Source organism: Demequina sp. NBRC 110057, assembly GCF_002090175.1.
Lineage (GTDB): Bacteria > Actinomycetota > Actinomycetes > Actinomycetales > Demequinaceae > Demequina.
The window spans coordinates 164,797-186,101 of the sequence record NZ_BBRN01000003.1; the positions used below are offsets into that span (position 1 = coordinate 164,797).

The window sequence follows — 21,305 nt, forward strand, 5'->3', positions numbered from 1 at the left end:
TCCGAGGGGCTTACTGACCACCGGGCATCTGCCCGCCGCCCGGGAACGACATGCCGTCCGGAAGTTCGCCGCCACCAGGGAACTCGCCCCCGAACTGCTCCATCATGTCCTCGGAATCCCCGGCGCCGGACGACGCCATCACTGTCACCTGGAGCTGCTCGCCCTCGCTCAGGCCGTCGGTGATCTTGGTGTACGAGCCGATGCTGTCGCCGGTCGTCACCTCGCGCTCCTCGGTGGTGCCGTCGTCACCCACCACCGTCACTGTCGACACGCCGTCGGTCGTGGTGATCGCGTTGGTGGGGATGGCGAGCGCGTCGGTCTCCCGCAGGGTGACGATGCTCGCGTCGACCGACGTTCCCTCGTAGAGCCCGTCGACGGTCCCGGTCACGGTCAGCTCGACCGCGTAGGTCGCGGAGCCGCCGGTGGTCGTGGGCAGGTTCGCGATGTCGGTCACGATGCCGTAGAACTCGTCCTCGAGGTCCTCGGAGGTGAAGGTGACCTGGTCACCCTCCTCGACCTCCGCAACCTCGGCCTCGGTGAGGCTCACCGACACGGTCCACTCGTCCTGACCGACGATGGTCACCCCGCTGGTATCGGTGGCGGCGGTGGTCGTGGAACCACCCATCGCGCTCGCGCCCGCGTCGGACGCGGAACCGCTTGAGGAGCCGCCCGACACGACGTCGCCGACCTCGTAGGGCTGGCTCGTCACGAGGCCGGAGATGTCGGCCGTGAGATTGGCGTCGGACATGGCGTCCTCGGAGTCGTCCACATTCTCCTGTAGGACGTCGATCTGAGACTTTGCGGCCTCAATCTGCGCCTCGGACGAGTCAGAACCGTCGTCCTCGTCCTCGAGGTTTGACAGCGTGGCCTCCGCCTGCGCGAGGCTCGCCTCCGCCTCGCGCAGCGACGCGGTGAGCTGCAGCGTGTCGATGACGGCGATCACGTCGCCCTTCTCGACGGTGTCGCCCTCCTCGACGTTGACCTTGGTCACGGTGCCGGAGGCCTCGAACGCCAGGTCGGAGCTCGATACCGCGGCGAGGGCGCCGGTCGCATCGACCGTCTCCTCAAGCGTCTCGAGACCCACGGTGACGGTCTGCTGGCCGCCGCCACCGGCGGCGTCCATCCCCATCGCCTCGGGCGTGGCGGCCTCGTCGGGGCCCCACAGGGCCATCGCGCCGATGCCGAGGCCAGCGCCCGCGAGGAGCGCCACCGCGGGAATCCCCCACGCGCGCACACGCGCCCGGTTGAAAGTGAGTGTGGGCATTGTCCGTCCTGTCCATCGTGACCTGCTGTCGCGATGAGGCTATGGACGGAACCTGGGAGATTGCTGGGAACGGGCTGAGACTTCCGTCTCCCCTGGTGCGAGACGGGTCAGCGGGCGGGGCCCACACGCACCGAGACGCGCTCGCGGGAGGCGAGTTCGGCCGCCATGGCGACCACGGCATCGGCCGTCACCGCGCGCACCTGCGCGAGCGACTCCTCGATGCTCCACAGCTCGCCGAAGACCAGCTCGGCCTTGCCCAGGCGAGACATGCGCGAGTAGGAGTCCTCGAGCCGCAGCACGGTGGTGCCGGCGATCTGTCCCTGCGCGCGCTCGAGCTCCTCGTCGGTGATGCCCTCGGTGAGGCGCTCAAGCTCGGCACCCAGGAGTCGCTCGACCTCGTCGGCGTTCGCGGGGTTGCACGCCCCGTACATGCCCCAGATGCCGGTCTCCGCGCTCGGGGCTCCGAAGGAGTAGACAGCGTAGGACAGGCCGCGCTTCTCGCGGATCTCCTGGAACAGCCGCGACGACATGCCGCCGCCGAGGATCGCGTTCATCACCGCGAGGGTGGAGCGGCGCTCGTCGGTGGCGCGGAAGCCGCGCGAGCCGAGCAGCACGTGCGCTTGCTCCAGGTCGCGCGCGATCCGCACCTCGGGCGTGAGGGTGGCCTCGACCGTGGCGAGCGGGTCGCGGCGGCCCACCGGCGCCACCTCGCCGGTGAGGTCCCAGCCGCCGCGCGTGAGCGCCTCCGTGACCATCGCGCACACGGTGTCGTGGTCGACGTTGCCCGCCGCGGACACGATCAGCCCGGCCGGCGTGTAGTGCTGGCGGTAGTGCTCGGCCACGGCGTCGCGCGACACGGAACGGATGATCTCGGGCGTGCCTCCGATGGGCCGGCCCAGCGGGTGGCCGGAGAGCACTGCCTCCGTGAAACGCTCGTGGGCGACGTCGCCGGGGTCGTCGTCGTTCATCGCGAGTTCCTCGAGGATGACGCCGCGCTCCATCTCGAAGTCGGCCTCGGTGAGGGAGGCCGAGGTGACCATGTCGAGGATGACGTCGATGGCCGTCGGCAAGTCGCGGTCGATGACCCGCGCGTAGTAGCAGGTGAACTCCTTGCCCGTCATCGCGTTGGACTCGCCACCCACGCGGTCGAACTCGACGGCGATGTCCTGCGCGGTACGCCGCGGGGTGCCCTTGAACAGCAGGTGCTCGAGGAAGTGCGTGGAGCCGGCGTGCTCGGGGGTCTCGTCGCGGCTTCCCACGCCCACCCAGGCGCCAAAGGTCGCGGACCGCATCCCGGGGATGTGCTCGGTGAGGACCCGCACCCCGCCCGGCAGTACCGAGCGGCGAATGACCGCTCCCGCGTCCTGCTCGACCGTGAGGTGACTTCCGATGGACTGCGAGGGGACGAGCGGGAGGGCGTGAGGCATACCGGTGAGCCTAACCGGGCCGGTGCGGTCGTCTCGCCATATGACCGCACGGGCCGCCTCTCACGACCGTCGGCGCTGGCGATCTCATCGATGACCGCAAGGCCCGCCGGACATGCCGCGAGGGCGGCCCCGGAAACCCGGGACCGCCCTCGCGGATGTCGTGTGGAGCGGGCGATTACTCGCCGGCCTCCTCGGAGGCCTCGTCCGACTTCTCCTCGACGACGCCGAGCGACAGCTTGCCGCGCGGGTCGACCTCAGTGATCTCGACCTGGATCTTCTGGCCGATGGACAGGACGTCCTCGACGTTCTCGACGCGCTTGCCACCCACGAGCTTGCGGATCTGCGAGATGTGCAGCAGACCGTCCTTGCCCGGCGACAGCGAGACGAAGGCGCCGAAGGCGACCGTCTTGACGACGGTGCCGACGAAGCGCTCGCCGACCTCGGGGACGTGCGGGTTGGCGATCGCGTTGATCGCGGCACGCGCGGCCTCGGCCGAGGGGCCGTCCACCGCACCGATGAACACGGTGCCGTCGTCCTCGATCGAGATGTCGGCGCCCGTGTCGTCCTGGATCTGGTTGATCATCTTGCCCTTGGGGCCAATGACCTCACCGATCTTGTCGACCGGCACGCGCACCGTGATGATGCGCGGCGCGTGGGGGCTCATCTCGTCGGGCTCGGTGATCGCACCGGCCATGACGTCGAGGATGTGGAGGCGTGCCTCCTTGGCCTGGTCAAGCGCGCCGGCGAGCACCGAGGCGGGGATGCCGTCGAGCTTGGTGTCGAGCTGGATCGCGGTGACGAACTCGGAGGTACCGGCGACCTTGAAGTCCATGTCGCCGAACGCGTCCTCGGCGCCAAGGATGTCGGTCAGCGCCGCGTACCGGGTCTCACCGTCGACGGTGTCGGACACGAGGCCCATGGCGATACCGGCGACGGGGGCCTTCAGCGGCACACCCGCGTTGAGCAGCGCGAGCGTCGAGGCGCACACGGAACCCATCGAGGTCGAGCCGTTCGAGCCCAGCGCCTCGGAGACCTGGCGGATCGCGTAGGGGAAGTCCTCACGCGACGGCAGGACGGGGACGAGGGCGCGCTCGGCGAGGGCACCGTGGCCGATCTCGCGGCGCTTCGGGGAGCCCACACGACCGGTCTCGCCCGTGGAGAAGGGCGGGAAGTTGTAGTGGTGCATGTAGCGCTTCTTCGTCTCCGGGTTAAAGGAGTCGATCTGCTGCTCCATCTTGAGCATGTTCAGGGTCGTGATGCCCATGATCTGGGTCTCGCCACGCTCGAAGATCGCGGAGCCGTGCACGCGCGGGATGGGGCCCACCTCGGCGGACAGCGGACGGATGTCGCGCAGGCCACGGCCGTCGATGCGGACGCCGTCCTTGAGGATGCGCTGGCGCACCGTCTTCTTGGTGACGGAGCGGACGGCGGCGGAGATCTCCTTCTCGCGGCCCTCGAACTGGGCACCGAGCGACTCAAGGGCGGAGGCCTTGATCTCGTCGAGGCGGTTCTCGCGGGTCTGCTTGTCGGCGATCTGGAGGGCCTCGGTGAGGTCGGCCTCGGTCGCGGCCTGCACGGCCTCGAAGACGTCGTCCTGGTAGTCGAGGAAGCGCGGGAACTCCTGCGTCTCCTTGGCGGCGGCGTTGGCGAGTTCGATCTGAGCCTCGCACAGCGCACGCAGGAAGGGCTTGGCGGCCTCGAGGCCCTCGGCCACGACCTGCTCGGTGGGGGCGGTGGCGCCCTCCGAGACGAGCTGGAAGGCGTCGTCGGTGGCCTCGGCCTCGACCATCATGATGGCGACGTCGTCACCGGCGATGCGGCCGGCCACGACCATGTCGAACACCGCGCGCTCCTTCTCGGAGTAACGCGGGAAGGCGACCCACTGGCCGTCGACGAGCGCGATGCGCACACCGGCGACGGGGCCGGTGAAGGGCAGGCCAGACAGCTGCGTCGACGCCGAGGCGGCGTTGATCGCGAGGGTGTCGTAGGCGTCGTCGGGGTTGATCGCGAGGACCGTCACGACGACCTGGACCTCGTTGCGCAGACCCGACACGAAGGTGGGGCGCAGCGGGCGGTCGATGAGGCGGCAGGTGAGGATCGCGTCGGTCGAGGGGCGGCCCTCACGACGGAAGAACGAGCCGGGGATCTTGCCGGCCGCGTACGAGCGCTCCTCGACGTCCACCGTCAGGGGGAAGAAGTCGAAGCCGTCGCGGGGGTGCTTGCCGGCCGTGGTGGCCGACAGCAGCATGGTGTCGTTGTCGAGGTAAGCGGCGACGGTACCGGCGGCCTGCTGCGCGAGGCGGCCCGTCTCGAAGCGGACGGTACGGGTACCGAACTTGCCATTGTCGATGACCGCTTCCGCGGCCTTGATCTCGGGACCTTCCATGGAAGGGTGCTCCGTTTCTGATCGTGGCAGGCCACAGCGAACTGAAGAGGCCCGTATGCCTCACTGATCGTCAGTCGACATGCTCAGAGTCGTGACCACGCGCTCGCAGCGTGGTGAATCTGCCCATCTCCACCGAGGATCAGCGTCAGCCGGCCTGCCAGGTGTATGCAGTTGGGCCCGCCGCGGGGCGGAGGGCCGTGTCCATGCTAGCAGGGAGCCCCGGCGGGACCCCCTCTGACATGCGAAAGACCCGGCCGCTCGACCTCCGTGAGGAGGGAGCGACCGGGCCGAGCGCGACCGGGTGCGTCTTAGCGGCGCAGGCCCAGGCGCTCAATCAGCGAGCGGTAACGCTCGATGTCGACGCGCGAGAGGTAGTTGAGCAGGTTGCGGCGCTTACCGACGAGCAGGAGGAGGCCACGACGCGAGTGGTGGTCGTGCTTGTGCTCCTTGAGGTGCTCGGTGAGGTCGGTGATGCGCTGCGTGAGGAGCGCGACCTGGACCTCGGGCGAACCGGTGTCACCCTCGACGGTGGCGTACTCGGTCATGATGGACTTCTTGGTGGCTGCGTCAAGAGGCACGGCGCACTCTCCTTCTTCGTCTTGTTGCGCGGAGCTCCCGGGCTTGTTCTCCGGGGGCACTAGGTTCCGCGGCCGTTTCACGGCGACGGTCAATCATACACGCGCAGGAGCCTCGCGCGCTACGCGACCTCCGACGGCCGATGCCGGGGCCGGCTCGGCCGCGCGGCGGCGGCGTCAGCGGCGCAGGGCGGGCGCGATCGCCACGCGGGCGATGGACCCGCCCGAGTGTGCCACGGCCTCGACGACGGCGTCGAGCCCGCGCGGCTCGGAGACGATCTGCGCCCACGGGCGCATCGCGTGCGTGGCCGCGAGGAAGGCCACCGCATCGGCCAGGTGTCGAGGCGCGGGGCGGCCCAGCCCCAGGAGCGCGAGCCCCTCCCTGCTCAGGCGCTCGACGTCCACGACGGCGTCGGGGACCTGGGAGCGGGCGCCGGCGACCACCGCCACACCCCCTCCGGCGAGGGAGTCCGTGACCCTCACGAAGGTGTCCGCTCCCCCGGCGGCGTCGATCACCACGTCGCACGCCGGCACGCGCGCGTCGACGTCGAGCGCGGCGTCCGCCCCGAAGGCGAGGGCACGCCGGCGACGCTTGCCGCGGGGGTCCACGGCCGTCGCCGACGCCGCCCCGGCCTCCACCGCCATAGCGAGCGCGGCGAGGCCGATCATCCCCGCGCCGAGGACCACCACGCGCCTGCCGGCGACCGAGCCGGCGCGTTCCACCGCTGCCGCCGCCACCGCGAGGGCGCAGCCCGCCGGCGCGGCCACGGCATCGGGCACGCCGGAGGGCACCAGGGCGAGGGCCGCGCCCGCGGGAAGCATGAGGTGCGTGGCGAGGCTGCCGGAGAGCGCCCACGCATCGGTCATGGGCTGGCGACCGAGCTCGCGGGGCGTGGCGCACGCGCCAGCGAGGCCGGCGGTACACGCGGCACACGCCCCGCAGCCCACGTCCCGCCCCCACACGACGCGCATGCCGGGGGCGAGCGAGACGCCGTCAACGGTGAGGGCCTCCGCTCCCCTACCGACGGCCTCGACGACTCCCACTCCCTCGTGCCCCAGCACGGTGGGCCACGATCCCAGGCGGCGCTCCCGCACGGCGTCGCGCACGCAACCGCACACGGTGGCGACGCTCACCCGCACCAGCACCTGCCCTGGTGCGGGCGCCGGGCACGCGACGGAGGTGAGGCCGATGCCTGGCGCGCCCTCCCACAGGGCCACCCGGGCGGGCACGGTCGGGGTGGTCAGGGTCGGCACGAGCGCGACCCTCTCGCGCCGCCTGCGGTGCGCACAAGCGCGCGGGGCCGCCGTCCGTGCGATGTTTAGCGAACGTTCACCGCGGCGTTACTCACGCCCGTGTGGAGGTGACGTGCGGGTGTCAGTCGCCCGTGCGCTCGTACCGGTCGAGGTGCGGCACCTGGGGCGACGGGAGGATGGTCCCCGCGGTGTCGTCCCACGCGTCGAGCCAGCGTCCGTCCTCCATGGCCTCCGCGAGGACGTCGTCGATCCACAGGCGGAAGTCGTCGTCCTCGAGCGCCACGCCCACGCCGTAAGGCTCCGCGGTGAACGAGCCGCCCACGATCTTGAACTGACCCTCGGCATCGGCCGCGTATCCGGCGAGGATGACGTCGTCCGTGGTGACCACGTCCACCTGCCCCGTCCGCAGCGGCTCGATGCAGTCGGAGTAGTCGTCGAAGACCACGAGCTCCGCGTCGGGCGCCACGCGCGAGATGGTGCTCGCCGCCGTCGAGCCCTCGACCGAACAGACCTTCTTGCCCTCGAGGTCGAGCGCCGAGGAGATCTCGGCGTCGGAGGTGCGCGTCATGAGCGACTGGCCGGCTACGTAGTAGGGGCCGGCGAAGCCCACCCGCTCCTTGCGGTCGTCGGAGATCGTGTAGGTCGCGATGACCATGTCGACGGCTCCGGTGGACAAGAGGTCCTCGCGCTGACCCGAGGGGGCCTCGACCCAGGTGATGCCGTCCTCGTCGATCCCGAGCTCGGCGGCGATGAGCCGCCCCACCTCGACGTCGAAGCCCTCGGGCGAGCCGTCGGTGCCCATCTCGCCGAACAGCGGCTGGTCGTATTTGATGCCGATGGTCACCTCGCCGGCGTCGGCAAGCCTCTGCATCGTCGACCCGGCGGGCAGCCCGCCGGGCGCGCACGCCGCCATCGCGGCGGCCGCCATCGCGGTCGTCGTGGCCGCCACCATGCGACCCCTAGAAGTTCTCAGCGCCATCATCCGTCCCCTCTGCCGCCCGAGGGTACACGTCGTCCCCAAGAATGCGAAAGGGTTCGACTGACCCGCGGTCGGGAAGACGCTGCGCCCCTGGTGAGCCCTACGCGCCCGCCGCGCCCGCTCCCCCGCCGGCGCCATAGGCGGCGCGCGCGGCCGTCTCCGGGGCCGCGACGTCTCCGCCGTCGGCGGGCCGCGCGACGTGACTCGAGCGACGCATGCGCCCCTCGAGCCAGGTCGCGAGACGCGCCACGAGCATGTTCACGGAGATGTAGATCGCGGCGGACGCGAGGATGAGCGGCGCCGTCGACGCGCTGCCGAAGAAGTTGTAGAGGTTCTTCGTGACCGCGAGGAGCTCGACGTATCCGATGATGAAGCCCAGCGACGTGTCCTTCAACAGCACGACGATCTGGCTGATGAGCGCCGGCAGCATGATCCTCACGGCCTGCGGCAACTGGATGCGCAGCATGGTGGCCAGCGGCGACAGGCCGATGCTGAGCCCCGCCTCCTTCTGGCCCTTGGGAAGCGCGGCGATGCCGGCGCGCAGGATCTCGGCCACGACCGCCGTGTTGTAGACCACGAGGCCGAGCACCACGGACGGCAGCAGCGACAGGTCGAGCGCGATCACGCCGAAGTACATGAGCAGCAGCACGGGGATGCCGCGGAAGACGTGGGTGAAGCCGTACGCGGTCCAGCGCACTAGCCGCATGGGGGCCTGACGCGCGACGGTGAGCACCAGCGCGCACACGGCGACGATGGGCACGGCGATGACGACCGCCTTGAGGGTTCCCAGCACGAGGCCGTCCCACAGCAGGCGGCGCCACACGTCCCACCCGCTAAAGCCCTTGTCGCCGGCGAGGAGCACCTGCCAGCGGTCGTCGAGCACGCCGCGGCTCCATGCCGCCTGGACGAGCCACGCGATGAGCCCGAGCACGACGAGGGTGAAAACGACGTTGAGCGTCTTGTCCCGGCGGATCGCCTTGGGCCCGGGGACGTCGTAGAGAACCTGCTGCGTGTCGCTCATCGGGCCACCGCCACCCTCGACTCGAGTCGTTCGGCCGTGACGGACAGCGGCACCGTGATCACGAGATAGCACAGGCCGACGCCGGCAAAGATGCCGACCACGTCGGCGGGGTTGCCGTACGAGAGGCGGTTCGCCACCGCCACGAGGTCGGTCACCGCGAACGCCGCGGCGACCGAGCTGTTCTTGATGTGCGCGATGTAGACGTTGATCATCGGCGGCAGCACCGAGCGGAAGGCTTGGGGAAGCACCACCTGGGTGAGCGTCTGGATGAACGTGAGGCCCACGCTCCTCGCGGCCTCGGCCTGACCCACGCCCACGGAGTTGATGCCGGAGCGGATCGCCTCACAGACGAAGGTCGCGGTGTACAGCGTGAGGGCGAGGATGGCCATCGGCATGCCGAGCGGCACCTTGAGGCCAAGGAGCGACGGCGCCGCCGCGACGAGGAACACGAACAGCAGTGTCAGCGGCGTGTTGCGCACCACGTTGACGTACCCGCTGGCGAAGGTCCTCAGCGGCCCCACGGGCGACACCCTGAACGCGGCGAGCGTGACTCCCCACACGAAGGCGAGGACGCCGGAGGCGAGCGAGACCCACAGCGTGGCCCCAAACCCCTGCAGCACCAGGTCGGCGTTGTCGATGAGCGCGCCCATGGCCCTCTTCCTGTGTGGGGTGCGTCCCGGCGCTCAGGCGCCGGGACGCACCACGGTGACGGGTGTTAGCTGTTCTCGTAGCGGTCGACGGTCGGCAGCTCGGGCTCGGGGAGCACGGTGCCGGCGGTCTCGTTCCACGCGTCCATCCAGCGGCCGTCCTCGAAGGAGGCCTCGAGGACGTCGTTGATCCAGTCGCGGAACTCGTCGTCGTCGTGCGCGAGGCCGATGCCGTAGGGCTCCTCGGTGAAGGGGTCTCCCGCGATCTTGAAGTCGCCGTCCGAGTCGTCGACGTAGCCGGCGAGGATGACGTTGTCCGTGGTGACGACGTCAACCTGGCCGTTGCGCAGCGGCTCGAGGCAGTCGGTGTAGGCGCCGAACAGCTTGAGCTCGGCGTCCGGGTAGTTGTCGGCGATGTTCGCGGCGGGGGTCGAGCCCTCGACGGAGCACACAACCTTGCCGGCGAGGTCGTCGGGGCCGGTGATGTCCTCGTTGTCGCTCAGCACCATGAGCGCCTGGCCGGCGTTGTAGTACGGGCCGGCGAAGGAGACGATCTCCTTGCGCTCGTCGTTGATCGTGTACGTCGCCACGACGATGTCGACCTGGCCGCCCTCGATGTACGGCTCGCGGTTCGCGGACACTGTCTCGGTCCAGGTGATGTTTCCCTCGTCGATGCCCAGTTCGGCAGCGATCATCTTGCCGATCTCGACGTCGAAGCCGACCGGTGCTCCGTCGGGGCCCACCAGGCCGAACAGTGGCTGGTCAAACTTGGTGCCGATGGTGATCTCGCCGGCCTCGGCGAGCGCCGCCATGGTCGAGCCCTCGGGGAAGTCGCCCGCCTCCGCGCCCGTGGACGAGCCCGAGTCCGAGTCGTCCGATGCGCAGGCGCTGAGCGCGATCGCCGCAGCGGCGCCGAGCGCCGCCATCTTGGTCTTCGTGAACATGCTTTCCTCCCTTGCTTGCCCCGGGGTGGACCCCGGGGTCGCGACGCCGCTAGTGCGTCAAGATCTTGGACAGGAAGTCCTTGGCACGGTCCGACTGCGGATTCGTGAAGAACTCCTCCGGGGTGGCCTGCTCGACGACCTTGCCGTCGGCCATGAACACCACCCGGTTGGCCGCCTTACGCGCGAAGCCCATCTCGTGGGTGACGACGATCATCGTCATTCCCTCCTTCGCGAGGTCGGCCATGACGTCGAGGACCTCGTTGATCATCTCGGGGTCGAGCGCCGAGGTGGGCTCGTCGAAGAGCATGACCTTGGGGTGCATCGCGAGGGACCGCGCGATGGCGACACGCTGCTGCTGGCCGCCGGAGAGCTGAGCCGGGTACTTCTGCGCCTGGTTCGCGACGCCGACCCGTTCGAGCAGGGCCATCGCCTCCTCGCGCGCCTTCGCCTTGGGCATGCCGCGCACCTTGATGGGGCCGAGCGTGACGTTCTCGAGGATCGTCTTGTGCGCGAAGAGGTTGAACGACTGGAACACCATGCCGACATCGGCGCGCAGTCGGGCGAGCGGCCTGCCCTCCTCGGGAAGGGTCTCGCCGTCGATGGTGATGGTGCCGTCGTCGATGGTCTCGAGACGGTTGATCGAGCGGCACAGCGTCGACTTACCGGAGCCTGACGGCCCGATGACGATCACGACCTCGCCGCGGTCGACGGTGAGGTTGATGTCGTTGAGGACGTGCAGCTCACCGAAGTGCTTGTTGACGTGGTCGAGGACCACGAGCGGGCCGCCAGCGGCCGCGTCTGGGCTTCCATCCATTCACCGACCATAGCCCGTGATCGACGCGAAGCGCCTGGTTTTAATCGAGTTGTAACACGTCGCGGCACCACGCGACGTCCCCGTGGAGCGCGTCGATGAGCGCCTCCACGGAACCGAAGTCGAGCATCGGGCGGCGCCACTGCACCAGGTCGAGCGCCACCTCGGCGCCGTACAGGTCGAGGCCCGAGCGGTCGATCGCGTAGCCCTCGACCCGCAGCCCGTCCGACCCGACGGTGTAGTTGTAGCCCAGGCTCACGGCGGTGGCCATGGGCTCGCCCACCACTCCCGCGGCGGCCGCGTTGTCGCGTGCGTTCAGCACCGTCATCCACGCGGCGAACACGCCGTGGCGAGGGATCATGCCGCCCGTCACCTCGAGGTTCGCGGTGGGGAAGCCGATCTCGCGGCCCAGCTTGTCGCCGTGCACCACGGTGCCGCGCAGCCGGTGCGGCCGTCCCAGCACCCCCGCGGCGTCGACCATGCGCCCGTCCTCGAGAAGCTCGCGCACCCACGTGGACGACCATCGCCTGCCGGACTCGGAGATCGCGCAGGCATCGTCGATGACGTCGAGCTCGAAGCCCATCGCCGCGCCGAGCGCCCGCATCGTCTCGACGTCGCCCGCGTTGCCGCGCCCAAACTTGGTGTCGCGGCCCACCACCACGGTCGTGGCGCCCAGGCCGTCGACGAGCCAGGTGCGGACGAACTGCTGAGGGGTCTGCTGCGCGAACTCCAGCGTGTAGTCCAGGACGAGCACGCCGTCGAGGCCTGTCGCGGCAAGCCGGTCGAGCTTGTCCTCGAGTCCCGTGATGAGCTCCGGCGGGTGGGCGGGATCGTGGACCGCCTTGGGGTGTGGGTCGAACGTCATCGCGACGGCGCGCTGGCCGCGCGCACGCGCGTCCTCCACCATGCGGGTGAGCACCGCCTGGTGGCCACGGTGCACCCCGTCGAAGTTGCCAATGGTGACGGCGGTGGGGCCCAGGTCCGAGGGAACCTCCGCCAGCGAGCGCCAGATCTGCATGGCGCCCATCATGCCTGAGGCGTGGAGGTGCGGAAGACGATCTCCGGCTTCAGCTTGCCGCCCTGGGGGCTGACGATCGCGATGAGGTCACCGTCGCCGTCAAGCGCCGCCATGGGGCCCTCGTACGCCAGGGTCGGGTCCGCCTCGAGCCACTGGCCAAAGCCGAGGGTGGCGACCTCGCGCTCGGTCAGCGCCCTCACCGGCAGGATGTCGGCGGCCGCGGAGCCCAGCGCGAGGCGGGGCACCTCTCCCCCGGCCTCGACGATGGCGCCGAGCTCGTCGAGCGTCGCGGCGTCCTTCACCTCGAGGTCGCCCACGCTCGTGCGCCTGAGCGCCGTGAGGTGGCCGCCCACGCCGAGCGCGGCGCCGAGGTCGCGCGCGAGCGCGCGCACGTAGGTGCCGGAAGAGACGTCGACGCGTACGTCGAGGTCGAGCATGTCGCCCTCGCGGCGGGCGCCGAGGATCGCGAACTCGTGCACCGTGACGGGCCGGGCGGGAAGCTGCACGTCCTCGCCGTCGCGCACCCGCTTGTAGGCGCGCTGGCCGTCGATCTTGATGGCGCTGACAGCGCTGGGGACCTGCTGGATGTCGCCCGTGAGGGCCGCCACCGCCTCGGCAACCTGGTCCGCGGTGACAGCGGAGGCATCGGCCGATGCCGTGACGTCACCCTCGGCATCGTCCGTCACCGTGGACTGGCCGAGCCGGATGGTGGCCTCGTAGACCTTGTCGTGACCCACGACGTACGTCAGCAGCTTGGTGGCCTTGCCGACGCCGATCACGAGCAGGCCGGTAGCCATCGGGTCGAGCGTGCCGGCGTGGCCCACCTTGCGGGTGCCGGCGAGCCGGCGCATGCGGCCGACGACGTCGTGGGACGTCCAGCCCGCGGGCTTGTCCACGAGGACAAGCCCGGGGGCCGGATCATCCTTACGCTTCGTCGCCATCCTCGTCGGCCTTGCGACGGTACGGGTCCTCGTCGCCGGCGTACGAGGCGCTCTCGCGCAGGCGGCGCAGCTCCTCGTCACGCTGGTGAGCCTCGTGCAGCGCCTTGTCCAGCGTCGCCGCCGTCTCCGGCACCGCATCGAGGTGGAACTCGAGCGACGGCGTGAGACGAATGGACAGCTCGCGCCCCACGAGGGTGCGCAGCCGGCCCTTCGCCGAGGCGAGGGCGGCGGCCGTGGCCGCACGCTCCTCCTCCCCGCCGTACACCGTGTAGAACACGGACGCCTGCTGGAGGTCGCCGGTGACGCGTACATCGGTCACGGTGACGAACCCCAGCCGGGGGTCCTTGATCTCGGTCTCGAGGGCGCGGGCCACCACCTTCTTGATGGTGCCCGCGACCCTCATCGCACGTGCGTTGTCGACCATTACGACCTCGGGATCTCGACCATCTCGAACGTCTCGATGATGTCACCGACCTGGATGTCGTTGAACTTGCCCAGGCCGATACCGCACTCGAAGCCCTCGCGGACCTCGGTGGCGTCATCCTTGAAGCGACGCAGGGTGTCGATCGTGGGCTCGCCGATGACGACGCCCTCGCGGACCACGCGTGCCTTGGCGTTGCGGACGATCTTGCCGTTGCGCACCAGACATCCGGCGATGTTGCCGAACTTCGACGAGCGGAAGATCTCCTGGATCTCCGCCGAGCCGACCTGCTTCTCCTCGAACTCGGGCTTGAGCATGCCCTTGAGCGACGCCTCGACGTCCTCGATGGCACGGTAGATGACCGAGTAGAAGCGCATGTCGACGCCCTCGCGGTCGGCAAGGTCCTGGACCCGCTCGGCCGGACGGACGTTGAAGCCCAGGATGATCGCGTTGTCGACCGTCGCGAGGTTGACGTCGTTCTGCGTCACCGCACCGACACCGCGGTGGATGATGCGCAGGTCGACCTCGTCGCCCACGTCGATCTGGAGCAGCGCGTCCTCGAGGGCCTCGACGGCACCCGACACATCACCCTTGATGATGAGGTTGAGGGTGTCGATCTTGCCCTCCTCGAGGGCCTTGTTGAGGTCCTCGAGCGAGATGCGCTTGCGACGCTTGGCCAGCTGAGCCGCACGGGCCGCTGCCTCGCGCTTCTCCGCGATCTGACGAGCCGTGCGGTCGTCCTCCGCCACCAGGAAGGTGTCGCCGGCGCCGGGCACCGACGTGAGGCCGATGACCAGCACGGGACGTGCGGGGGTGGCCTCCTGGACCTGGTTGTCGTGCTCGTCGAACATCGCACGCACACGGCCGTGGGCCGTACCGGCGACGATCGAGTCACCCACACGCAGGGTTCCCGAGTTGACCAGCACGGTCGCGACGGCACCGCGGCCCTTGTCGAGGTGAGCCTCGACGGCCACACCACGCGCGTCCTTGTTGGGGTTCGCGCGCAGGTCGAGGCCGGCGTCCGCGGTGAGCAGGACAGCCTCGAGCAGCTTGTCGATGTGCAGGTTGTCGCGAGCCGAGACCTCGACGAACATCGTGTCGCCGCCCCACTCCTCCGAGACAAGGTTGTACTCGGTGAGCTGCTGACGGATCTTGTCCGGGTTCGCGCCTTCCTTATCGATCTTGTTGATCGCGACCACGATCGGCACGTTGGCGGCCTGCGCGTGGTTGAGGGCCTCGATGGTCTGGGGCATCACGCCGTCATCGGCCGCGACCACGAGGATCGCGATGTCGGTGACCTCGGCACCACGGGCACGCATGGCGGTGAACGCCTCGTGACCCGGGGTATCGATGAACGTGATGGCACGGTCCACACCCTCGTGGGTGTGGTGCACCTGGTACGCACCGATGTGCTGGGTGATGCCGCCAGCCTCGCCGGAGATGACGTCGGCGTGACGGATGGCGTCAAGCAGGCGCGTCTTACCGTGGTCGACGTGACCCATGACGGTGACGACCGGCGGGCGAGCCTCGAGCTCCTCGTCGGTCTCCGCGGCGAGCTCGGCCTCGAGGTCGAGGCCGAAGTCCTCGAGCAGCTCGCGGTCCTCCTCCTCGGGCGACACGATCTGGATCTTGTAGCCCAGCTCGACGCCGAGGGCCTCGAACGTGCCCTCGTCGAGCGACTGCGTGGCAGTCGCCATCTCGCCCAGGTGGAACAGGACGGTGACGAGCGAGGCGGGGTTGACGTCAATCCGCTCGGCGAAGTCCGTCAGCGTCGCGCCGCGACGCAGGCGGATGACCGACTGGCCATCGCCACGGGGAATGTTGACGCCGCCGATGGCGGGAGCCTGCTGCTGCTCGTACTCTGCCCGCTTGGCACGCTTCGACTTACGCGAGCGCGCGGGCTTGCCACCCTGGCGACCGAAGGCACCAGCGGTGCCTCCGCGGCCACGGCCACCGGGGCCGGGACGACCGCCGGGACCGCCGCCGAAACCGGGACGGGCGCCACCGGGGCCGCCACCGGGAGCACCGGGGCGACCGCCGCGACCACCCGCAGGGGCGCCGGGGCGGCCGAGGCCGCTGGGCGCACGCTGGGGCATCTGGCCGGGCGTGGGACGCGGGCCGCGACCGGGGGCACCAGCGGCGCCACCGGCACCGGGGGCTCCGGGGCGACCGGCACCGCCGGGGCGAGGCCCGGGACGGTTGGTCTGGAACGGGTTGTTACCGCCCGGACGCGGGCGGGGACGCGGGCCGGCGGTGCGGTCCGAGAACGGGTTGTTGCCACCGGGGCGCGGGCGCGGCTTCGGCATGTCCGCCGGCGAGGGCGACGCAGGCTTGGCCTCGGCGGAGGCGTCGGCGGGCTTGGGGGCCGGAGCCTCGGCCGCCGGCTTGGGTGCCGCGGGCTTCGCCGCGGCAGGGGCCTCGGCGACGGGGGCGGGCTCGGGCTCGGCGGCCGGCTTGGGGCCGGGCTTCGGGCCAGGCTTGGGGGCTGCCTTCTTGGGGGCCGAGGCGGCGGGCTTCGCCTGCTCCTTCGACTCCTTGGCGCCGCCACCGGGGAAGGCCTCGCGGGCCTTGCGGATGACGGGTGCCTCAAGGGTCGACGACGGACCCTTGACGTATTCGCCGAGCTCGTTGAGCTTGGCAATCAGTTCCTTGCTCGGTACTCCGAGCTCCTTCGCGATCTCGTGAACGCGGGGCTTAGCCACAATTCTCCTGTCTCGGTCCGACCGAGGCAGGGTCGAACCATCGTTACGTGCGGGTGCTCATCTCGAGGTGCTCATCGGACGACCATGGGTTTTCATCCCTTGTCTTCAATGGTGGGCTAGTCGACGGCCTCGACGCGGTCCGGCACCGCGACTACGGACGCATCGGCCCCAGGCGAGCGCAGTGCTCGCCCGAAGGCCTTGCGACGAATCGCGAGTGCCAGGCAGTCCGGGTTGGGATGCAGCCACGCTCCCCTTCCCGGCCTGGTGGCGGCCTCGTCGACGATCACGCGATCGCCCTCGAGGACCAGCCGCATCAGGGCCGGCCGGGAATCCTTGCCTCGGCATCCGACACACGTCCGCACCGGCTCGTGTGAGCCTGGCGCGGGCGAGGGGAGGTCACCGGACATGTCTTCTCGGCCTTGACAGTCTAGCGCGCCTCGCGACGGGCCGGGTCACGCCTCCGCGGCGCGCCGCGCCGCGGGGGTGTCGGGGGCCTCGTCGGAACGGATGTCGATGCGCCATCCGGTGAGGCGGGCGGCAAGGCGGGCGTTCTGCCCCTCCTTGCCGATGGCGAGCGACAGGTGGAAGTCGGGAACGACCACGCGGGCGGCCCTCGCCTCCTCGTCGACCACGGTGACGGAGACGACGCGCGACGGGCTGAGGGCGTTACCCACGAACGTGGCGGGGTCCTCGTCCCAGTCGACGATGTCGATCTTCTCGCCGTGCAGTTCGCTCATGACGGCGCGCACGCGGGCGCCCATGGGGCCGATGCAGGCGCCCTTGGCGTTCACTCCCGCGACGGTGGCGCGGACGGCCATCTTGGTGCGGTGGCCGGCCTCGCGCGCGAGCGACATGATCTCGACGGTGCCGTCGGCGATCTCCGGGACCTCCATCTCGAACAGGCGACGCACCAGGTTGGGGTGCGTGCGCGAGATCGTGATGGACGGGCCCTTATTGCCGCGCGAGACGTCGAGGACGTACCCGCGCAGGCGCTCGCCGTGCGTGTAGGTCTCGGTGGGCACCTGCTCGTGCTGCGGCAGGATCGCCTCGACATCGCCGATGTCGACGTGCACCTGGCGCGGGTCGGCCGCCTGCTGGATGATGCCGGACACGAGGTGGCCCGCGCGGTCGGCGTAGGAGCCGAGCACCGCATCGTCGCCCACCTGGCGCATGCGCTGCACGATGATCTGACGCGCGGTGGCCGTCGCGATGCGGCCGAAGTCCTTGGGGGTGTCCTCGAACTCGGGCTGGTCCTCGAGCAGCTCGTCGGACTCGGGGTCGACGTCCTCGCGCGCGAAGATCGCCACGCGGCCGCTCGCGCGGTCCACGTGAGCGCGGGCGTGACGGTACGCGCCGGGGGTCTTGTGGTACGCGGACAGGAGCGCCTGCTCGATCGCGTCCACGAGGACGTCGAGCGAGATCTCCTTCTCGCGTTCGAGGCCCCTCAGGGCCAGCATGTCAATGTCCATGGTTCCTCCTGGGACAGGTCAGTCGAGACGCTTCAGCTCGACGACCACGCTCGCGGCGTCGACATCGGCGATGGCCACCTCGCGGCGCTCGCCGTCGACGTCGAGCACGAGGGTGTCCCCGTCGACGTCGGTGAGGCGGCCGGTCACCGCGGCGCCGGCGAGCGTGAGCTCGACGAGGCGGGTGCGGGCGCGCAGGAAGTGGCGGCGCTCCGTGAGGGGGCGGTCGGTGCCAGGCGTGGACACCTCGAGGACGTACGGCGTCGACGGCACGTTGGCCTCGTCGAGGGCGGCGCCGATGCCGCGCGAGGCCTCGGCGACCTTGTCAAGGTCGGCCGACCCGACCTCGGTCTCGGGCAGATCCACCGTCACGGTCACGCGCGAACGCTTGCCCGCCGGCGACACCGTCACCGCGTCGAGCTCGAGACCGGCCGCCTTGGCGGCCGGTCCGGCAAGGTCGGCAATCCGGTCTGTGATGTCCATGGCATCGCCTTCCCCACGCGTGCGACACGCGTTCCGTTGCTGAAGTTCGGTCGCGGATAGTCTAGCCGCCCGCCGTGGGATGATGACCGCCATGCGGATCTCTCGGGCGGCAGCAACCACGGTCGCGGCCCTCGTCGCGGCGTCCACCCTGGGAGGCTGCTCGTGGCGGCTCGAGACCGAGGACCCCGTGTGGCCCTCCCCCGACGCCGTGACCGTGACCCGCGACGACGCCGCGCAGCGCGAGCAGGCGGTGATCGACGCCGTCGACGACGCGGGCGAGGACGGTGCCGACGCGGTGCTCGCCGCGTACGAGTCGGTGGCCGCGCCCGAACGCCTGGAGGCCCTGGGAGGCGTCTACGTCGCCTACCCCGACGCGAGCGTGACGCCCACCGCAACGCCTGCCCCTGAGCCCTCGGCGGCCGACGCCGTGGCTGCGGCGCGCGACGGCGACCTCGCCGACGCGCTCGCCACCGCCGACGACGGCCTCGCCTTCCTCCTGGCCTCCGCTGGCCTGTCGCACGCGCTGACCGCCTGGTACGCGACGTGGGCCGAGCAGGCCTTCCTCGACACCGACACCGCCGTGGTCGAGGAGCGCCTGCTCGAGACTGATGCCATCGACGGCGTCGCCGTCACGCCGAGCGACACTTCACTCGACGGCGCCACCCTGTCCGCGTTGGTCGTCGAGCACGACCGGGCGCGCTACCTCTACGAGGTGATGGCGGCGAAGGCCGCCGATGCCGAGCGCGAGCAGTGGCTTGCCAGGCGCGACATCCAGGGCGCTCGGGCCGAGGCGCTGGCGTCCCTGCCGGGCGTGGACGACGCCAGGCAGGCGGTCTACGTGGTGGACAACGCCACGGTGACCGACACGGCGACGCGGACGGCGACAGCACGCGGCACCGAGACGGACCTCGGCGGGGCCTACGCGGCCCTCATGGACGGTGCCGACGATGCCGACCTGCCGTGGCTGCTCGGGGCCGCCTTCGACGCGTACGCCCAGGCGGCGGCGTATGCCGAGCCCGGCACCGACGACGCGGCGATCCCCGCCCTTCCCGGCCTCACCGTCGACGCCTCCTGAGCGGCGACCGTGTCGTCACGCGCGTGAGGGCCGCCCCCTGACAGGGGGCGGCCCTCACGCGTCGACTGCGGTTAGCCCGCGAGTGCCTCGCGCACGCGACGCGCGACCTCGGCCACGGCATCGGCCACGGGAAGCGCCTCGCTGGCGCCGGTCGCGCGGGTCTTCAGCTCCACCTCGCCGTCCGCGAGGCCGCGGCCGGCGACGAGAATGTACGGCGCTCCCAGCAGCTCGGCGTCCTTGAACTTCACGCCGGGCGAGACCTTGGGACGGTCGTCGAAGAGCACCTCGATGCCGGCGGCCTCCAGGCCCTCGGCGAGGCCCTGGGCAGCGTCGAAGACGTCCTGGTCCTTGCCGGTGGCGACGACGTGCACGTGGAACGGGGCGACCTGGATGGGCCACGCGAGGCCGAGGTCGTCGTGGTTGTTCTCCGCCAGCAGCGCCACCGCGCGCGTCACGCCGATGCCGTACGAGCCCATCGTGACGGTCTGCTGCTTGCCGTTGACGTCGAGCACCTGGAGGCCGAGCGCCTGGGCGTACTTGCGGCCCAGCTGGAAGATGTGGCCGATCTCGACGCCGCGGGCGAGCTCGAGGGGGCCCGAGCCGTCAGGGGCCTCGTCGCCGGCGCGCACCGTCGCGGCCTCGATGACGCCGTCGGCAGTGAAGTCACGCCCCATGGTGAGCTCGAAGACGTGCTTGCCCGCCTGGTCGGCGCCGGTGATCCAGCGCGTTCCCTCGACGACGCGGGGATCCACGAGGTACGGGATCGCCGTGTCTGCCTCGTCGCCGCGGGCCACGCCCTCGGCGCGCGCCTGCGGTCCGAGGGCGCCGGGGCCGATGTAGCCCTTGACCAGCTCGGGGTGCTTCGCGAAGTCGGCCTCGGTGGCGGCCTCGACGTCCGCGGGGCTCAGTGCGGCCTCGAGCCGCGTCATGTCCGCGTCCCTGTCACCGGGGATACCCACGACGAGCAGCGACCGCTCGCCGGCCGGGCTCGTCACGGCGAGCACCACATTCTTCAGCGTGTCGGCGGCCGTCCAGGTCCGGTCGGCACGCGGGTGGGCGGCGTTGGCCGCGGCCACGAGAGTGTCGATCGTGGGAGTGTCGGGGGTGTCCTCGACGTGAGCGGCGGGGGCATCGGCCAGCGGCAGGGGCGCGGGCACGGGGGTCGTCACGGCCTCGACGTTCGCGGCGTAGCCTCCTGGCGAGCGCACGAAGGTGTCCTCACCCACGACGGTGGGCGACAGGAACTCCTCGGACTTGGAGCCGCCCATCGCACCGGACTGGGCCTGCACGATGACGTACTCGAGGCCCAGGCGCTCGAAGATGCGGATGTAGGCGGCGCGCTGGGCGGCGTACGAGGCGTCCAGGCCCTCGTCGTCCACGTCGAACGAGTACGAATCCTTCATGATGAACTCGCGGCCGCGCAGCAGGCCAGCGCGGGGGCGCGCCTCGTCGCGGTACTTGGTCTGGATCTGGTAAATCGTGAGGGGCAGGTCCTTGTACGAGCTGTACAGGTCCTTCACGAGGAGCGTGAACATCTCCTCGTGCGTGGGCGCCAGGAGGTAGTCGCCGCCCTTGCGGTCCTGCAGGCGGAACAGGTTGGGGCCGTACTCGGTCCACCGGTCGGTCGCCTCGTAGGGCTCGCGCGGCAGCAGCGCGGGGAAGTGCACCTCCTGGCCGCCCGCGGCGTCCATCTCCTCGCGGACGATGCGCTCGACCTTGGCCAGGACCTTGAGGCCAAGCGGGAGCCAGGTGTAGATGCCCGGCGCGGCGCGGCGGATGTAGCCGGCACGGACGAGCAGCTGGTGCGACGCCACCTCGGCGTCGGCGGGGTTCTCGCGCAGCGTGCGCAGGAAGAGAGAGGACATGCGAAGCATGGGGTTAAGCGTATCGG

19 protein-coding genes are annotated in these 21,305 nt (G+C 70.6%); 1 reads left to right on the forward strand and 18 read right to left on the reverse strand.

The features are described 5' to 3' along the window. Positions 1-10: 10 nt before the first annotated feature. The 17 genes from B7K26_RS00775 to rimP form a co-directional block, all read right to left on the reverse strand. Positions 11-1,264, reverse strand: a complete 1,254-nt coding sequence (locus B7K26_RS00775) for an efflux RND transporter periplasmic adaptor subunit (protein ID WP_084076789.1) — start codon at positions 1,262-1,264, stop codon at positions 11-13. A 107-nt stretch (positions 1,265-1,371) separates the two neighbouring features. After that, positions 1,372-2,691: a pitrilysin family protein gene (locus B7K26_RS00780; protein ID WP_084076790.1), complete on the reverse strand. Its 1,320-nt coding sequence runs from the start codon at positions 2,689-2,691 to the stop codon at positions 1,372-1,374. A gap of 175 nt (positions 2,692-2,866) precedes the next feature. Beyond that, positions 2,867-5,077 carry a polyribonucleotide nucleotidyltransferase gene (locus B7K26_RS00785; protein ID WP_084076791.1) on the reverse strand — a complete coding sequence of 737 codons (2,211 nt, stop codon included), beginning with the start codon at positions 5,075-5,077 and terminating at the stop codon, positions 2,867-2,869. A gap of 308 nt (positions 5,078-5,385) precedes the next feature. Further along, positions 5,386-5,655: a 30S ribosomal protein S15 gene (gene rpsO, locus B7K26_RS00790; RefSeq protein WP_084076792.1), complete on the reverse strand. Its 270-nt coding sequence runs from the start codon at positions 5,653-5,655 to the stop codon at positions 5,386-5,388. A gap of 174 nt (positions 5,656-5,829) precedes the next feature. Then, on the reverse strand, positions 5,830-6,906 hold the full coding sequence (locus B7K26_RS00795) for an alcohol dehydrogenase catalytic domain-containing protein (RefSeq protein ID WP_084076793.1): 1,077 nt from the start codon (positions 6,904-6,906) through the stop codon (positions 5,830-5,832). Between the two features lie 121 nt (positions 6,907-7,027). Next, on the reverse strand, positions 7,028-7,858 hold the full coding sequence (locus tag B7K26_RS00800) for a glutamate ABC transporter substrate-binding protein (protein ID WP_234998646.1): 831 nt from the start codon (positions 7,856-7,858) through the stop codon (positions 7,028-7,030). Positions 7,859-7,985: 127 nt separating this feature from the next. Then, positions 7,986-8,906 carry an amino acid ABC transporter permease gene (locus tag B7K26_RS00805; RefSeq protein WP_084076795.1) on the reverse strand — a complete coding sequence of 307 codons (921 nt, stop codon included), beginning with the start codon at positions 8,904-8,906 and terminating at the stop codon, positions 7,986-7,988. Continuing rightward, on the reverse strand, positions 8,903-9,556 hold the full coding sequence (locus tag B7K26_RS00810; protein ID WP_084076796.1) for an amino acid ABC transporter permease: 654 nt from the start codon (positions 9,554-9,556) through the stop codon (positions 8,903-8,905). The genes B7K26_RS00805 and B7K26_RS00810 overlap by 4 nt, the downstream gene beginning before the upstream one ends. Before the next feature lie 65 nt (positions 9,557-9,621). Continuing rightward, positions 9,622-10,497 (reverse strand): glutamate ABC transporter substrate-binding protein, encoded by an 876-nt coding sequence (locus B7K26_RS00815; protein ID WP_084076797.1) that lies wholly within the window; start codon positions 10,495-10,497, stop codon positions 9,622-9,624. A gap of 49 nt (positions 10,498-10,546) precedes the next feature. Continuing rightward, a complete protein-coding gene (locus B7K26_RS00820) occupies positions 10,547-11,311 on the reverse strand; it encodes an amino acid ABC transporter ATP-binding protein (protein WP_084076798.1) in 765 nt (254 codons plus the stop codon). Between the two features lie 40 nt (positions 11,312-11,351). Continuing rightward, positions 11,352-12,326 carry a bifunctional riboflavin kinase/FAD synthetase gene (locus tag B7K26_RS00825; protein WP_084076799.1) on the reverse strand — a complete coding sequence of 325 codons (975 nt, stop codon included), beginning with the start codon at positions 12,324-12,326 and terminating at the stop codon, positions 11,352-11,354. Between the two features lie 8 nt (positions 12,327-12,334). After that, the gene (gene truB, locus B7K26_RS00830) at positions 12,335-13,267 is read right to left on the reverse strand and encodes a tRNA pseudouridine(55) synthase TruB (RefSeq protein ID WP_084076800.1); all 933 of its coding nucleotides are present in this window, start codon (positions 13,265-13,267) and stop codon (positions 12,335-12,337) included. After that, the gene (gene rbfA, locus B7K26_RS00835) at positions 13,251-13,691 is read right to left on the reverse strand and encodes a 30S ribosome-binding factor RbfA (RefSeq protein ID WP_084076801.1); all 441 of its coding nucleotides are present in this window, start codon (positions 13,689-13,691) and stop codon (positions 13,251-13,253) included. The genes truB and rbfA overlap by 17 nt, the downstream gene beginning before the upstream one ends. Beyond that, positions 13,691-16,390, reverse strand: a complete 2,700-nt coding sequence (gene infB, locus B7K26_RS00840; RefSeq protein WP_084076802.1) for a translation initiation factor IF-2 — start codon at positions 16,388-16,390, stop codon at positions 13,691-13,693. The genes rbfA and infB overlap by 1 nt, the downstream gene beginning before the upstream one ends. Positions 16,391-16,506: 116 nt before the next feature. Continuing rightward, the gene (locus B7K26_RS00845; protein WP_084076803.1) at positions 16,507-16,797 is read right to left on the reverse strand and encodes a YlxR family protein; all 291 of its coding nucleotides are present in this window, start codon (positions 16,795-16,797) and stop codon (positions 16,507-16,509) included. A gap of 45 nt (positions 16,798-16,842) precedes the next feature. After that, complete coding sequence (gene nusA / locus B7K26_RS00850; protein ID WP_084076804.1) at positions 16,843-17,859, reverse strand: transcription termination factor NusA; 1,017 nt, start codon at positions 17,857-17,859, stop codon at positions 16,843-16,845. 18 nt (positions 17,860-17,877) lie between these two features. After that, complete coding sequence (gene rimP, locus B7K26_RS00855) at positions 17,878-18,339, reverse strand: ribosome maturation factor RimP (protein ID WP_084076805.1); 462 nt, start codon at positions 18,337-18,339, stop codon at positions 17,878-17,880. A 91-nt stretch (positions 18,340-18,430) separates the two neighbouring features. Between rimP and B7K26_RS00860 the strand changes: the two genes are divergently transcribed. Then, positions 18,431-19,414: a hypothetical protein gene (locus B7K26_RS00860; protein WP_084076806.1), complete on the forward strand. Its 984-nt coding sequence runs from the start codon at positions 18,431-18,433 to the stop codon at positions 19,412-19,414. A 71-nt stretch (positions 19,415-19,485) separates the two neighbouring features. Here the strand turns inward: B7K26_RS00860 and B7K26_RS00865 are convergent, their stop codons facing one another. Beyond that, positions 19,486-21,279 (reverse strand): proline--tRNA ligase, encoded by a 1,794-nt coding sequence (locus B7K26_RS00865; protein WP_084077505.1) that lies wholly within the window; start codon positions 21,277-21,279, stop codon positions 19,486-19,488. Positions 21,280-21,305: the final 26 nt, after the last annotated feature.

Excerpts from the sequence above, each read along its gene's own strand:
- truB (WP_084076800.1), bottom strand. The coding sequence starts at position 13,267 with ATGGCGACGAAGCGTAAGGATGATCCGGCCCCCGGGCTTGTCCTCGTG.
- B7K26_RS00820 (WP_084076798.1), bottom strand. The coding sequence starts at position 11,311 with ATGGATGGAAGCCCAGACGCGGCCGCTGGCGGCCCGCTCGTGGTCCTC.
- B7K26_RS00785 (WP_084076791.1), bottom strand. The coding sequence starts at position 5,077 with ATGGAAGGTCCCGAGATCAAGGCCGCGGAAGCGGTCATCGACAATGGC.
- B7K26_RS00805 (WP_084076795.1), bottom strand. The coding sequence starts at position 8,906 with ATGAGCGACACGCAGCAGGTTCTCTACGACGTCCCCGGGCCCAAGGCG.
- B7K26_RS00815 (WP_084076797.1), bottom strand. The coding sequence starts at position 10,497 with ATGTTCACGAAGACCAAGATGGCGGCGCTCGGCGCCGCTGCGGCGATC.
- B7K26_RS00810 (WP_084076796.1), bottom strand. The coding sequence starts at position 9,556 with ATGGGCGCGCTCATCGACAACGCCGACCTGGTGCTGCAGGGGTTTGGG.
- rbfA (WP_084076801.1), bottom strand. The coding sequence starts at position 13,691 with ATGGTCGACAACGCACGTGCGATGAGGGTCGCGGGCACCATCAAGAAG.
- nusA (WP_084076804.1), bottom strand. The coding sequence starts at position 17,859 with ATGGACATTGACATGCTGGCCCTGAGGGGCCTCGAACGCGAGAAGGAG.
- B7K26_RS00860 (WP_084076806.1), top strand. The coding sequence starts at position 18,431 with ATGCGGATCTCTCGGGCGGCAGCAACCACGGTCGCGGCCCTCGTCGCG.
- B7K26_RS00865 (WP_084077505.1), bottom strand. The coding sequence starts at position 21,279 with ATGTCCTCTCTCTTCCTGCGCACGCTGCGCGAGAACCCCGCCGACGCC.
- B7K26_RS00780 (WP_084076790.1), bottom strand. The coding sequence starts at position 2,691 with ATGCCTCACGCCCTCCCGCTCGTCCCCTCGCAGTCCATCGGAAGTCAC.
- B7K26_RS00800 (WP_234998646.1), bottom strand. The coding sequence starts at position 7,858 with ATGGTGGCGGCCACGACGACCGCGATGGCGGCCGCCGCGATGGCGGCG.
- B7K26_RS00845 (WP_084076803.1), bottom strand. The coding sequence starts at position 16,797 with ATGTCCGGTGACCTCCCCTCGCCCGCGCCAGGCTCACACGAGCCGGTG.
- rimP (WP_084076805.1), bottom strand. The coding sequence starts at position 18,339 with ATGGACATCACAGACCGGATTGCCGACCTTGCCGGACCGGCCGCCAAG.
- B7K26_RS00775 (WP_084076789.1), bottom strand. The coding sequence starts at position 1,264 with ATGCCCACACTCACTTTCAACCGGGCGCGTGTGCGCGCGTGGGGGATT.
- B7K26_RS00825 (WP_084076799.1), bottom strand. The coding sequence starts at position 12,326 with ATGCAGATCTGGCGCTCGCTGGCGGAGGTTCCCTCGGACCTGGGCCCC.